10 protein-coding genes are annotated in these 14,200 nt (G+C 39.5%); 1 reads left to right on the top strand and 9 read right to left on the bottom strand.

The genetic code is table 11. The features are described 5' to 3' along the window. Positions 1-10: 10 nt before the first annotated feature. The 8 genes from MKX72_RS07585 to MKX72_RS07550 form a co-directional block, all read right to left on the bottom strand. Positions 11-1,018, bottom strand: coding sequence for an ABC transporter ATP-binding protein (locus MKX72_RS07585; protein WP_155008255.1), 1,008 nt, complete (start codon positions 1,016-1,018; stop codon positions 11-13). A gap of 12 nt (positions 1,019-1,030) precedes the next feature. After that, positions 1,031-1,939, bottom strand: a complete 909-nt coding sequence (locus tag MKX72_RS07580; RefSeq protein WP_098627149.1) for a C40 family peptidase — start codon at positions 1,937-1,939, stop codon at positions 1,031-1,033. Positions 1,940-1,970: 31 nt separating this feature from the next. Beyond that, positions 1,971-2,915, bottom strand: coding sequence for a S66 peptidase family protein (locus MKX72_RS07575; protein WP_034266565.1), 945 nt, complete (start codon positions 2,913-2,915; stop codon positions 1,971-1,973). An 88-nt stretch (positions 2,916-3,003) separates the two neighbouring features. Further along, positions 3,004-4,647 carry a peptide ABC transporter substrate-binding protein gene (locus MKX72_RS07570; protein WP_098627148.1) on the bottom strand — a complete coding sequence of 548 codons (1,644 nt, stop codon included), beginning with the start codon at positions 4,645-4,647 and terminating at the stop codon, positions 3,004-3,006. A gap of 23 nt (positions 4,648-4,670) precedes the next feature. Then, positions 4,671-5,669: an ABC transporter ATP-binding protein gene (locus MKX72_RS07565; RefSeq protein WP_028414022.1), complete on the bottom strand. Its 999-nt coding sequence runs from the start codon at positions 5,667-5,669 to the stop codon at positions 4,671-4,673. A gap of 4 nt (positions 5,670-5,673) precedes the next feature. Further along, entirely contained in the window at positions 5,674-6,630 is a 957-nt protein-coding gene (locus MKX72_RS07560) for an ABC transporter permease (protein ID WP_176344786.1), read from the bottom strand. After that, entirely contained in the window at positions 6,614-7,543 is a 930-nt protein-coding gene (locus tag MKX72_RS07555) for an ABC transporter permease (protein ID WP_080963405.1), read from the bottom strand. The genes MKX72_RS07560 and MKX72_RS07555 overlap by 17 nt, the downstream gene beginning before the upstream one ends. Positions 7,544-7,557: 14 nt before the next feature. Next, positions 7,558-8,382, bottom strand: a complete 825-nt coding sequence (locus tag MKX72_RS07550) for a M55 family metallopeptidase (RefSeq protein ID WP_033578456.1) — start codon at positions 8,380-8,382, stop codon at positions 7,558-7,560. A gap of 252 nt (positions 8,383-8,634) precedes the next feature. Here MKX72_RS07550 and MKX72_RS07545 point away from each other — a divergent pair, with 252 nt between their 5' ends. Then, positions 8,635-9,930, top strand: coding sequence for a purine/pyrimidine permease (locus MKX72_RS07545; RefSeq protein WP_034266563.1), 1,296 nt, complete (start codon positions 8,635-8,637; stop codon positions 9,928-9,930). 31 nt (positions 9,931-9,961) lie between these two features. Here the strand turns inward: MKX72_RS07545 and MKX72_RS07540 are convergent, their stop codons facing one another. Continuing rightward, positions 9,962-14,167 carry a tetratricopeptide repeat protein gene (locus tag MKX72_RS07540; RefSeq protein ID WP_098627147.1) on the bottom strand — a complete coding sequence of 1,402 codons (4,206 nt, stop codon included), beginning with the start codon at positions 14,165-14,167 and terminating at the stop codon, positions 9,962-9,964. Between the last annotated feature and the right edge of the window lie 33 nt (positions 14,168-14,200).

Raw genomic sequence — 14,200 nt, 5'->3', positions numbered from 1 at the left:
GCTTTTTCCATCATTTTGTCGCAGCTGTTTCAATATAGTTGGTACTCATTATCTTTTGATTGTATAAGTGGCAGGCCACAAAATGATTTTCTTCAACTTCCTGCCACTCTGGTTTTTGAGTCTTACAGGCTGCTACTGCAAGAGGACAGCGTGTATTAAACACGCAGCCAGAGGGAGGGTTAATGGGGCTTGGCAATTCTCCTTTAAGAACAATCCGCTTCCGATTATCCTCAACGTCAGGATCAGGAATAGGAATAGCTGACAGTAGAGCTTGAGTGTATGGGTGAAGCGGTTTTTGATACAGCTCCGAACTTGTTGTTAATTCTACTAAATGCCCTAAATACATAACTCCAATACGACTGCTTATATGCTTTACCATCGACAAGTCATGTGCAATAAATAAATAAGTTAACCCTTTTTCTTTTTGGAGTTTTTTTAATAAATTAACTACTTGAGCCTGTACAGATACATCTAAAGCAGAAATAGGTTCGTCTGCAATAATGCATTCTGGATTTAACGCTAAAGCTCTCGCAATCCCTATGCGCTGGCGTTGCCCGCCGCTAAACTCATGAGGATAGCGGTTGGCATGATCACGATTTAGCCCCACATCTTCTAGCAGCTCATACACCCGGTTCAGCATTTCTTTTTTATTGGAATAAAGTCCGTGAACCTCCATTGGTTCTGAGATAATCTCCTTTACGGTAGAACGAGAATTCAGTGAAGCATATGGATCTTGAAAAATCATTTGCATATTACGATGAAAAGCAAATTTCTCTTTCTCTGATAGCTCATGCACGTTTTTCCCTTTATAAAGCACCTCTCCTGATGTACGGTTATACAATCCAATGATTGTTCGCCCGGCAGTGGATTTTCCGCAGCCGGATTCACCAACAAGTCCAAAGGTTTCTCCTTTTGAAATATAAAAAGACACGCCGTCTACTGCTTTCAAAACCTGCTTGTTCGTAATTGAAAAATATTTGCTCAGCTGCTTTACTTCTAACAAATGCTTCGCTGTCATAACTGCCACCTCCTAATAATAGCGCCGGGCTGCGCACAGCTCTTCTTCATAAAGCGTTCCTTTTAATTCAATCAGTTCGACGGTTTTACCCGTTTTAGGTGAATGAAGCATTTTTCCTCTGCCATAACAAATACCAACATGGTGGATAGACCCCTTCCCTTTTTCATAAGCGAAAAACAATAAATCTCCGGGTTGAATAGAGTCTAATCCTACTTCTTTGCCTTTCCTTGCTTGATCGGTGGCATCTCTTGGAATAAGATAGCCGTTTGCTTTATGAGTAGCATAGGCAAACCCGGAACAATCATATCCCCAAGCACTCATACCCCCCCATAAATATGGAAGATTCAAAAACTGTTCTCCTGCTGCAATAATCATATCTCCAGTTCCTTTTGTTGTTTTACGGTTTCTATCCTCTATTACAACAGCATCTTGACGTTTTATTCTCCCAGTGCCAACCGGTGTTTGAACCTCTAGCCATTCTTTATCTTCTTTTAAAAGAGGCAGCTGCGTTTGATAACTAATTTGCAAGGCTTCTTCCGCTAGCTGCAGTGTCGCAATCGCTGCTGATACCACTGCCGTTGGCTTATTCAATGGAGAATATTCAGCTTGGGAAATCAGTTGGTGGAAAGGAACCCACCCGGGATATCCTCTTTCATCTTTAGAAGAAAACTGAGAAGGAATAACGATTTTTGCCCATTTACCTTTCAGTTCCGTTACATATACTTCTTCTCCTAGTAACAGCTGCGTTTGAACTAAATTTTTCTCACAAAGCTCCAACCGACGTGTATACGTTAATTGCTCCAGCCATTTATCTAGTTTTACTGGGACACTTGTTGCATTGTCATCTATTTCTCTGCTAGAGTCATAGGAAGTCCAAACAGTCGCCACAGCTACACAAACGTAATACGCTTTTTTATCCATCACTTATTTCTCCTCCCTGCAGGTTTAACCTTCAGCGTTCGACTTTATCTTTTGGTAATGTAATACCGGATTCAAATTCCACCATTCGTTCATAAGTCGACATCGTGGCATAACTTCCAATTCCCACAGCTGTTTGAGGCGAGCAATGCCCGATGCGAAATCCTCTCATAACAGGCTTTTTTAAAGAAGTCAGGTAACTTGTTAATGCCTCTTCTAGTGAAAGCGACTCTGTACGTTTTTTAGGATAGCAGTTATGGAAATCTCCGATAAGAATTCCCGCTGCATCCTGCAGTTTATTGGCCATATACAGCTGTGTCATCATGCGGTCAATTTCATACGGCTCTTCGTCAATATCTTCAATAAATAAAATTTTATTTTTCGTATCTAGTTCAAATGGAGTGCCAAGCGTGCTCACGAGCAAAGTCAGATTTCCTCCTATCAGCTGACCAGTTGCTTCTCCTTCACAAATAGTGTCGAGCGGGCTAATTTGATCCGTATAGTAAAAAGAACGGTGAGAAAATAATTGATAAAAAGCTTGCTTCGTCTCTATATGAACATCTTCTTTTCCGATATCCGACGAAAGCATTGGTCCGTGAAAGGTAACCAAACCTGTGCGCTGATGAATAGCGGTATGTAAAAACGTAATATCGCTATATCCCCAAAAAATCTTTGGGTTTTGCTTAATTAAATTGTAGTTTAATTGCGAGGCAAGCCTAGCAGTCCCGTACCCTCCGCATGCACAGATAATTGCCTTTACTTCCTTATTGGCAAACATCGCATGTATATCGGCTGCTCGCTGTTCATCAGTCCCTGCCAAGTACCCGTTTTTTTTATATAAATGCGCACCCGTTACTACGTTTAATCCTATTTCCTTCAAATATTCTAGTCCTTTTTTTAGATTGTGCTGATTAGGCGGACTAGCAGGTGCAATAACAGCTACTGTATCACCTTTTTTTAATCGTTTTGGTTTGATCATTTGCTACACTCCTTTTGTGTAAAGAAATGAAGAAAGTGAAACTTGGGTCAGAAGGGAATTGAAATCCCCTCTGACGAAAAGTTCCACTTTACTGTTTATCTGCCCACTTCAAATCTAAATAGCCAACAGGATGACGAACAATTCCAGATACGTTATCTTTTATTAAAAACACATAGTTGTAGAAATGAATAGGAATGATCGGCATCTCATCAAATAAAATACCTTCTGCTTTATACATAAGCTCAAAACGTTTTTTATTATCAGTTTCATTCATAGCTTGTTTAATTAACTTATCATATTCTTTATTGCTCCAAGCTGTACGGTTCATTGAATGACCCGTCTGGAAGCTCTCTAAAAAGTTGATTGGATCTGCATAATCAGCTAAAAACGAACTTCGTGACAGCTGAAACTTTAACGCTTTTTGTTCTTCTTGGAAAACATTCCATTCCATATTGGCAAGCTTCACATCTACACCTAGATTTTCTTTGAACATTTGCTGAAGTGCTTCTGCTATTTTTTTATGTGTATCGTCTGTACTGTATGTTAGCGTAATAGCTGGCAGCTTTTTATATCCTTCTTCTTTCATTCCTTTTTTCAGAAGTGCTTTTGCTTCTTTGCCATCTGTTTTTAGTAAGTCGCCGCCTGTTTTACGGAAATCCTTTCCATCTGCATCTTTAAATCCGTATGATACAAACCCGCGAGCTGGTTTTTCTTTATTTTTTGTAACAAAATTAACAATTTGATCTTGATCTACAGCCATTGCGAATGCTTTACGGATATTTTTGTTTTGAAAGGGCTCTTTATCTAAGTTAAAGCGATAGAAGTAAGTTCCCGCTTGGTCTTCGATATGAACATCTCCATCTTTCAACAGCTTTTCACTTAAATCCGATGGAATTTCAGAAACATCTAGTTCTCCATTTTGATACATTTGGTATTCTGTGTTTGTATTTTCAACAATTGCCCATTTTACCTTATCGAGCTTTACATTTTTAGCATCCCAGTACTGATCGTTTCTTTCCATTACTAGATTACTGTTATGCTTCCATTGAGTTAATTTGAAAGGACCATTAGCAACAAACGAATCTGCTTCTGCAAACCATTTCGGATTCTTTGTTGCTACTTTTTCATTAATTGGAAAAAACGCTGGATTGGAAACTACGCTTAAGAAATAGGCTTGCGGACTTTTAAGCGTAACTTCAAAAGTTTTGTCATCTAGCGCTTTGACTCCTACTTGATCAGCACTGCCTTTACCCGTATTAAATTCTTCTCCACCTTGAATGAAATAGCCTAAAAACGCCGCTGGAGAACCAGTCTTAGGATCTAACAGCCTCTTCCATGCAAACACAAAATCACTTGCTTTTACGTCATCTCCATTTGACCATTTAGCATCTTTTCGCAAATGAAATGTATAGACTTTTTTATCGTCAGAAATATCCCATTTCTCGGCCATTGCTCCTTCAGGCTCATCGCTTTTTCCTAAACGAGTCAGCCCCTCCATTAAGTTATTAAGCATATTCCATGAATATGAATCAAACCCAATAGGCGGATCAAAAGACGTAGGTTCTGCGCCATTATTCATATAAAGGACCTTACCGTCTTCTTTTGCTGTACTGCTTTCCTTTTCTGGCTCCGCGCCTGAATCTTTTGTGGCCGTACAGGCAGCAAGTGCAAATATAAGTACACACATCATTAGTAAAGACCCTATTTTTTTCATCATTTTCCCCTCTTTCATAAGTTCGCTATTCATCTATAAATCTAGCTTATAGTTGTTACAAATTTTTGGGCTCTCTCATCTTGAAGCCAGCAGTGCACTTGGTGACTTTCTTTCAGCTTTGTCGACGTAGGATACATGCGATCACACACTTCCATTACGTAAGGACAGCGAGGTGCGAACGAACATCCGGATGGAGGTGCAAATAAATCGGGAGGTGAGCCTGCAATAGGCACAAGCTCACTTTCGTATAGATCTAACCGAGGAACTGAACGCAGCAATCCTTTTGTATACGGATGCTGCGGCGTATAAAAGATGTCTCTTCTTGTTCCAATTTCTACAATCTTTCCTGCATACATTACGGCAACACGGTCAGCTACCTGAGCAACTACACCTAAATCATGGGTAATTAAAACAATGGAGACATCCGTTTTCTGCTGAATATCCTTAAATAATTCTAAAATCTGCGCCTGTATCGTGACGTCAAGGGCTGTGGTAGGTTCATCAGCAATTAGCACTTCGGGGTTGCATACAAGGGCCATTGCAATGACAATACGCTGTCTCATTCCCCCGCTAAATTCATGAGGATATTGCTTTAGGCGTTCTTTAGGATTTGGAATTCCGACTAGCTCCAGCATTTCAAATGCTTTTTCTTTGGCTTTTTCTTTTGAAATGTTTTCATGTTGCATAATATTTTCTGCAATTTGCTCACCTACGCGAAGAGTTGGATTAAGCGCAGTCATAGGATCCTGAAAAATCATCGAAATATCAGCGCCTCGAATGTCTCGCATTTTCTTTTCTGATAGTTTTGTTAAATCCTGGTCTTTAAATAAAATAGAGCCGCTTGTGATCCTGCCCGGAGGTGTTGGAATTAACCTCATAATACTTTGAGACGTTACGCTTTTTCCGCAACCTGACTCTCCTACAATCGCTAGGGTTTCTCCTTTATGTAAATCAAAACTAACGCCTCTTACAGCTTGAACTTGCCCTCCGTAAGTTGAAAACTGTACGTGTAAGTTTTTGATTCGGATTATTTTTTCCATTTGCTTACCTCCTTAATTTCGGATCAAGTGCATCTTGCAGTCCGTCTCCAAGGACATTAAAAGCAAACATGGTAAGAGAAATAAAAAACGCGGGAAAAAACAAACGCCACCAATAGCCTGATAGAATCGTTGATAAACCATCGTTTGCCATTACTCCCCAGCTCGCATAAGGAGCCTGTACACCCAGCCCTAAAAAGCTTAAAAAAGCTTCAGCAAAAATGGCAGTTGGTACGGTTAGTGTCATTTGAACGATAATCGGTCCCATCGTATTTGGAAGCAGGTTTCGCTTAATGATACGGCTGGTTTTTGTTCCAAACGTTTTGGATGCAAGCACGTATTCATAGTTTTTTATTTGCAATACTTGCCCCCGTACAATTCTCGCCATCCCGATCCAACCTGTAACGGAAAGTGCCACAATAATCGTAGAAAGCCCGGGTCCCATGACTACCATTAGTAAAATTACCACTAATAAATAAGGAAGACCGTATAAAATTTCAATTACGCGCATCATGACATTATCTGTTTTTCCTCCTTTATAGCCTGAGAAGCCCCCGTAAATGACACCGATGATAAAATCAATAAGCGCTGCCATCAGCCCTACAAATAAAGAGATTCTAGCCCCGTACCATGTCCGAGTGTACATATCTCTGCCTAAGTCATCCGTTCCAAACCAATGACTAGCTGAAGGAGGAAGGTTTTGCTCTGTAAAAGAGGCTTTCGTTACGCTGTAGGGTGAAAACATAGGACCGAATATAGCCATCACAACGAGGATGACTAAAAAAAAGAGACCCAGCATGGCCAACTTGTTTTTTACAAGCCTGCGCCATGCATCATGCCAATAAGAAAGACTCGGCCTTACAACTGCTTCGGCTTCAGATTTCTTTTTTTTCTTTGGCGTAAACCACTCATCAGGAATTTGCTTATACTCCTGTTTTTCCAGCACGTTATCCCTCCTTCTTATACAGTTTGATTCGTGGATCAAGTATTCCGTAAGCAATGTCTACTAAAAAAAGCATAATGATGAGAATCGAACTGTAAAAGACCGTAGTGCCCATAATTACGGGGTAGTCTCTCGTATTAATACTGTCCACAAAATATTTCCCCATGCCAGGAATAGCAAAGACTTGTTCAATAACAAATGTGCCAGTTAATACGCTGGCTGCAATCGTTCCAAGAACTGTTATAACAGGCATTAAAGCATTTCTAAGCGCGTGTTTAAATACAATTTTCATTGGCGAAAGCCCTTTTGCACGCGCTGTTCGAATATAATCTTGAGTCAGTACTTCTATCATGCTTGAGCGAGTCAAACGTGCAATAATAGCCATAGGACCTGTGGCAAGAGCTAGAGTCGGAAGAATCATATGTAAAGGGCTCGTCCACGTAGCAGCGGGTAAAATTTTAAAATTAACAGAAAGCTGTTGAATTAACAACGTGGCCATAACAAAATTTGGAATCGACAATCCGATAACTGCTATGCTCATCGCAATGTAATCAATTATTCCGTTTCTTCTAAGAGCAGCGATAATGCCTAGTGTAATACCGGAAATCACCGCAAGAATTAACGTCACCATTCCAAGTTCAAATGACACGGGAAACCCTCTTCCTAAAAGGTCGTTAACCGTTTGAGACGGCTGTTTAATAGAAGGACCAAAGTCAAAGGTAACAATGGATTTCAAATAAAGAACATATTGCACAACTAGCGGCTCATCTAAGTGATAAAATGATTCCAGGTTTTTTTGAACTGCATCGCTTGTCGCTCGTTCTTCATTAAATGGAGATCCAGGAATCGAATGCATTAAAAAGAAGGTTAAGGTCACAATTACCCACAGCGTAACAAGCATGGATAAAAATCGCTTTAAAATATAACTTTTCACCTTTATCCCACCTTCTAACAGAATGTTGTGCGCGTAGCTAATTCAGTCATAACAAGCATGGCCTGATAAGCTTCTAAAATATCTTTTGCTTGAAACCGAACGGTCGTCGTTCCAGGTTCAATTTCTGTGCCCGGCATTAAATGCGCCCACTCTGCTTGACCATAATTTGCAAATTCTATTCGTAAGGTTGGGTGTTTAGGTGGAATTAAAGGTTTAACAAGGTGTTTGTGCTGAATAGCTGCGGCTGTTTTTTCTTGAAGTAATTGTTCTGCTTTCTTAGGGGTTAATGTTTTGGCTGCAGAACGTGAAATGGCCTGTTTGACGATAGCAGTCGTCACGTTTGGAATAAGCTGCTGTGCTTCCAGCGCCGTTTGGTCATCACCAGCTACCATTAAAACTGGCACGCCGTAATAGCCTGCGACGTATGCGTTGAAGCCTAACTCTCCAATATTCATATCGTCTATGTACATATTGCGAGCACCAAATATCATTGAATGAGACATGACACCAGGCATGGATGCTTTAGCATGATACCCTAGAAATATAGCACCATCAAAAGTCTGATCTAATCCCTGTACCATTGAATATGGTTTTACGCTTCCTGAAATAAGCTGAGTTTCTGGATGAAGCCGTTCAACAAGGAGATTATTCATACTCGAATGACTGTCATTTACCACAACTTCTGAGCACTTTTCTCTAAACCCTGCATAAATGACTGCATTCGCTTCATCCGTCATTATTTTGCGGCTTCTTTCATAATTCTCTTTCTCTCGCAGAACATTTGTGTGATCGACGAGTCCCGTAATTCCTTCCATATCAACCGACAGGTATAGTTTCATTTGTCTTATCCCTCCTCCTTCCTTGACTGTTAGTCAGTTCATTATAAATTATTCTTATGTTTATAATTTATAATTGTAAGAAAATTATAAATTATCTTTCTTCTTTTTACAACAATATATTGAATCTTTTGACATTTTACTCGTCATCCTTTTAACAAGATATCGCTTACAAATTGGAAATCCCATGGTAAAATAATAGAGCAACCTGTTGGTTCATTCAGCCGCTCGTCGGCATTAATTGAGGTGTTAAGAATGTTTCGAGTTTCCATTGCTTCGCTACAATGGTTTTTATTTATGATTTCTAATAGTATGATTGTTCCTATTGTAATTGCTTCTCAGTTTCATTTAAACGCAGCAGATTCTATTCAATTTTTACAGCGAACGTTATTTATTTTGGCTTTATCCGGGCTCTTGCAGGTATTTATAGGGCATAAATACCCAATCATGGAAGGGCCAGCTGGCGTTTGGTGGGGCGTCTTTTCTCTGTATGCGAGTCTTGGAACCGTTCTGTTTGGTTCTCACTCCGAAACGCTTCGCGTGCTGCAGTTCACCCTTCTTATAAGCGGGATAATTGCTATTTTAATGAGCCTGTTTGGTCTCATTGATAAACTAGCAAAATACTTTACTCCAACGGTTACCGGTACATATTTAATTTTATTAGTGACGCAGCTCAGCGGTTCCTTTTTAAAAGGAATGTTTGGCATTACAGAAACGAATTCAGCTATTAAACTTCCAATTGCGCTGACTTCAGCTGCGATTTTGCTGCTGACTTTTTATTTATTATCACACCGGACGTTAAATAAACTCAGCATTATTATTAGTATTGGTGTAGGCTGGGGAGTATTTGCAATGTTAGGGTTAGCTAAACCTATCGAATTTCAGGCGCAGTTATTTTACATACCTAAAGTGTTTGTATTCGGAGCTCCTCGCGTTGAATGGAATATGGTTGTTACTGCTTTTTTTGTAACACTCATTTTAATTACAAACATGCTCGCTTCTATTCGTGTTGTTGAGTCTGTTTATAAACACAAAGGAGAAAAAATTGAAAAAGACAATATTAAACGTTCCGGGATGGTTTCGGGTATAAGCCAGCTGCTTGGAGGATTGTTTTCAGGTGTCGGTGCCGTTCCTATTTCAGGTTCCGGTGGATTTATTTCAGCTACAAATATTTATAGCCGAGTTCCTTTTATTGTAGCATCGTGTCTTTTGCTTTTTCTGAGTATCTTTACCCCTTTAACATCCATTATGTCCGCTCTTCCTCCTGCCGTCGGATATGCGGCAATCTTTCCTGTTTTTACAGGTATGATGGCTCTTGGAATTGGAGAATTCAAGCATGCCAAACAGCCCGAAAAAGCAATGAAAAAAGCAGGTATTGCGCTGCTGTCGGGGATAGGGGTTATGTTTTTGCCTTCTCAAGCTTTTTCAACACTTCCTCCTTTAGTTACTACGTTTTTAAGCAATGGATTAGTTCTTGGTACCATTATCATTCTTGCACTGGAAATTTTCGAATCACTTTCGTTGAAAAGACAAGATGCAAAAGAGGGATAAAAAAAAAGAAGCTGAAACTCAGCTTCTTTTTTTACCTTTTTACCGTTAATCCTTTTAGTTCATCGTCTTCCATAGCCATTTCATAAAATTCTCCCGTTTCATCGTGCGCTAAAACATAATCCAACTCTTCCTGAGCAGAGGCAGTTTTTCCAAGAACAGCTAGGTAGCATGCCAAGTTATAGCGAATAAAAAGATCTTCGTCTCCGCTTTCTACTCTGGTTATCATAAGCGAAGCTGCTGCTTCTGTTTCACCTTCTAAATGATACGCGATACCTAAATCGGTATACATTCCTTCATACTCTTGATGCTGTTCAATTGCTTTTTGAAGAAGCTGAACAGTTTCATGATAACGTTCCGTTTTATTATACAGTTTTGCTAGTCCTGCATATATGTCAGGCTGATAAATCTCCTGCTGAAGTAATTCTTGAAAAGCAGCCTCTGATTTTTCTACCTCTTCAAGGTTACTCAAAATAAATGCTCGGTATATCTGCAAATCTATATGATTTGGCTGCTGTTTGAGAAGTTTTTGAACTAAGTTTAGCGCTTCATGTGCAGCCTGTTCATTTTCTTGGATATTAACGAGTATATTGGCTAAATGATAGGCAACATCAAAATCCCAGCTTTGATGCAGCGATTTTTTCAGCACGGTGATGCTATCTTCAATCAACCCTTTCTCTTCGTAAAAAGCCGCAAATGCATGCACAGCCTCTTTATTATTTCGATCCGTTTTTATGGCAAGTTCATACAATTCAATCGTTAAGCCAAGCAGCGTAACCGTTTTTGCTTTTGCTTTGAATTTTGCTAAGCTTCGTTTGAAGATAGATCCTTGCTGCTCTTCTACGACCGAATCGGCATACTCATTTAAAGCCTCGGCTGCGTTTTTAAATAACAAACTTTTGCTTTGTTTTTCCATTTTTATCTTTTTTAAATCTGCCGTAAGCCCGGACAGTTTTTTTCCATTTGGAAAGCTAGACATGAATGTTTGAAATAGAGCGTAATCTTCCGGATCCTCACTTAGCAACTCTGTAAGAACTTTTCTAGCTTCTTCATATCTCTGTTCCATGATGAGCCATTTTGCCTGATGATGGCGAATAGCAGGATTCTGTGGATCTAGTTCAAGAGCCTTCTCTAGATACGCTTCAGCCTGTGAAATGTCTCCTTTTAGACGATACACATGAGCCTGGCTGTCAGCGAGCCATTGAGGTAGCACAATTTCCTCTACGCTCTTTAATACCTCTAACAGCTCTTCATACTCTTTCTCTGTTTCACAAAGTGAAGCTACGTGCTCAACGTTTACTTCCATAGGATTCAGCTGTATCCATTGAAGCAGCCAATTTCTTTCAGCCGTTCGATTTTGTTCTTCACAAGCCATTTCGGCAAGCTTCATACAAGCGGCTTCAAATGTTTTATCAAGAGTTAAGCACTTTTGGAAGGCCTCTTTTGCTTCAGTGATGCGATTCATTGATTGATATATTTCACCTAACCGATAATATGGCAAAGCATCTTGCTTGATACGAAGCGCTTGATGATAAAGCTTCTCACTTTTTGTTAGCTGCTTGACCTGTTCGTATAATATGCCTAAATAGCACATGTACAAAATCTCATTAGGGTGCTCTTGATGTTCTGCAGTTAAAAACTTAATTCCACGAGTCAATAACGCCGTGTCTTCTAAATAACCCGTATATGCTTCTAACACTTCATCTAACGCTGTTTGAGCAAAATGAATTCCTTCTTCATAAAGAGCAAATCCAAACTCTAACGTTTGATTGTCTAGCTCCTTTTGTTTTGCTGCATCTAAAAGCATGCTGCCTGCATCCAACATGACGTCGCTGTTCGATGAAAACTTCTGCGCAATAAGCGTGAGCGTATCAACGGCCGTTAAATGTTCACCTGTTTCTAAATACGCATAAGATAACCCCAAATACATAAGGGCATCTTCCTCTATTTTTAAGCCTTCTTTATACAGAGCAATAGCTTCTTCGTACCTTTGATTCGCGACGTATAAATCGCCTAGTCTTCCTCGAATTGTCATGTCGCCCGGTAGATGCTTCATGCCTTCTTTGAGATAGCTTTCAGCTTCGTCCGTTTTTTCTAGTTGATATTGTAGCAAATCAGCTATCGAAAGATATGGATAAGGAACAGTCGGCAAAAGCTGTTTAGCTACTTGAAACCCCCGGTAAGCTTTACGAAACTTTTTTAAATGTTCATCACAACGGGCTCTTTCAAACCAGCTGTGCGCATCTTTTGGGTTTTCCTTTAATAACGCGTCGAAAAGATTTCTGGCTTCTGCGTATCTTTCTTTCTCCATTAAAATAAGTCCGTGATTGATTTGTGTATAAGATTCATCACTATACATATTTAAGGAAATAGTCGAGCATTCAAAAGCCTTTTCGAGGTTTCCCTGGTACATGTATGCAAGTGCTAGATAGCTCCAGTTCAAATGCTGCTCTACGTCTAATTGCAGCGAGCTGCGCAGTGCTTCAACAGCCTCATCATATTTCTCTTCATCCAGCGCAATTCTTCCTTTAAGATAGTGATAAAAAGAGCTATGCTTTTTGTTATCTATGTGGTGTAACAAGGAAGATGCTCCCTTACTGTCGTCAAGTTTAAAAAAGGCATATGCGGCGTGAAGCTTAAGATAATCATGATTGCTATATTTCTCTAACACATGATTAATACACGTACGAATATAGGCTTCATGCTCTTTTCTGTACAAATGCTTCATACTGTAAATAGTGGAAAATGGAACATGCTCATTTGCTTTTAATAAAGAAACGAGATCGTTAATGTGGGCCTCTTCATCCGCTTCAACTAGTTCGATTAAGTCATACAGCTGACGGATAAACTCATCTTGCTCTTTAGAAAGTGAAGCGAGATCCGCTGCCGCTTTAGAAGCAACAATTGATAAAAACCCCGAATTAGCGTAATGCTGATCAAAATTTTTATATTCTACATATGTTGGACTTAGAAAATTAGCATCTTGTACATGGAAAAGTTCAAGTTCATCATCGTAGCCAAATACAACTTGAACGTGGGAAGCTTGTTCAAATTCCAGACTGACCAAAATAGGCAGCCCTTTGTCTAATAGTTCTTTAAACTGTTCAACTGTGCCTGTGAAAAACATCGCTGCAAAGCCAAGAGATTCAAAGTAGCTCACCGCAGTTGATAATTTGGATCCTAAGCCGCCGTAAATACGCGTTCCAATCTCATCCTGTGTTTTTTCGGTATGTAAAAGCCTTAACATCATACTCATACTGGCTGGCACGCAATAATTATCTTTTTGAACGATGGGTACAATCGGAAGCTTGATTGTACTGAATTTATCGTCTGTATGCTTTCCGATTAATTTTTGATAAGGTGAATCTTTTAAACATCGCTTGGTCGAGAGCAGATGCATAAGCTGAGATTGCTGCTGCTGTTCAAAATAAATGTCGGCGCGCAGCAGCGTAAAAAAATCTTGATAATCGTGATAGGGTAACTTTGAGTCGATAAATTCAATCGTTTCAAGCAAGAGAGAATACTCTTTTAAATCTTTTAATCGCATGACTTTATCCATATATAAAGACGGAAGCTGTGGATAGCGAACAATAGCCTCGTTAATTGTTTCAAGCGCTTGTTCATGCTTCCCTTCGTACGCATATAAGTCCGCTAGCATTGCATAGCAAAAATCTCCATTCTCCTTATATGCCGTTCCTTCTTTTAAGCAGGCTTCAGCTTTCATTCTGTCGTTGAGCTGCAAATAAAAATAGCCCCATCTGTCAGCCATACCCTTTTGGTTATGTGACGTTACTTGTTTCATCCACTTAGAAGCTTCATCCACTTGTTTCATTTCTAAAAGAATTCTTACCTTTAAAAAATAGATTTTCTCAAGCTGTTCCTTTTTAACTGATTCCGTATCCAGCTGAGAAATTAATAAAGAAAGTCTATCATCAGCGTCAAGTATCTTGCCTTCGCGCAGGAGATCATCGCAATAAAGAGTCACCATTCGAATCGAGCCAAATCGACGATAGCCATATGTCGTTAACATTCGGCTTAAACGATTTAATAAAGCCTCATCACAAAAGCGGATAAGCTCGTACAGCTCTTCTTCCGTTTGTAAGTGTGTCAACCATTCTTTCACAATCCCCGCAAGGCTCTTTGGTTGAAGGCTTTGTACTTCTTCTGTTATATACGCTACAAGATCAAATATTTGATAATGATCCACCATGCTTTTTAATTTCTGATAATTTATACTCAATTCAAAACCACCTTATTCAATAAAATAAGAACT

It is taken from the genome of Priestia sp. FSL R5-0597, from assembly GCF_038006305.1.
GTDB lineage: Bacteria > Bacillota > Bacilli > Bacillales > Bacillaceae_H > Priestia > Priestia zanthoxyli.
The sequence above is the reverse complement of the archived record's forward strand: the minus strand, read 5'-3'. Positions and strand labels throughout refer to the sequence as shown.

Excerpts from the sequence above, each read along its gene's own strand:
- MKX72_RS07570 (WP_098627148.1), bottom strand. The coding sequence starts at position 4,647 with ATGAAAGAGGGGAAAATGATGAAAAAAATAGGGTCTTTACTAATGATG.
- MKX72_RS07565 (WP_028414022.1), bottom strand. The coding sequence starts at position 5,669 with ATGGAAAAAATAATCCGAATCAAAAACTTACACGTACAGTTTTCAACT.
- MKX72_RS07545 (WP_034266563.1), top strand. The coding sequence starts at position 8,635 with ATGTTTCGAGTTTCCATTGCTTCGCTACAATGGTTTTTATTTATGATT.
- MKX72_RS07580 (WP_098627149.1), bottom strand. The coding sequence starts at position 1,939 with ATGGATAAAAAAGCGTATTACGTTTGTGTAGCTGTGGCGACTGTTTGG.
- MKX72_RS07575 (WP_034266565.1), bottom strand. The coding sequence starts at position 2,915 with ATGATCAAACCAAAACGATTAAAAAAAGGTGATACAGTAGCTGTTATT.
- MKX72_RS07550 (WP_033578456.1), bottom strand. The coding sequence starts at position 8,382 with ATGAAACTATACCTGTCGGTTGATATGGAAGGAATTACGGGACTCGTC.
- MKX72_RS07585 (WP_155008255.1), bottom strand. The coding sequence starts at position 1,018 with ATGACAGCGAAGCATTTGTTAGAAGTAAAGCAGCTGAGCAAATATTTT.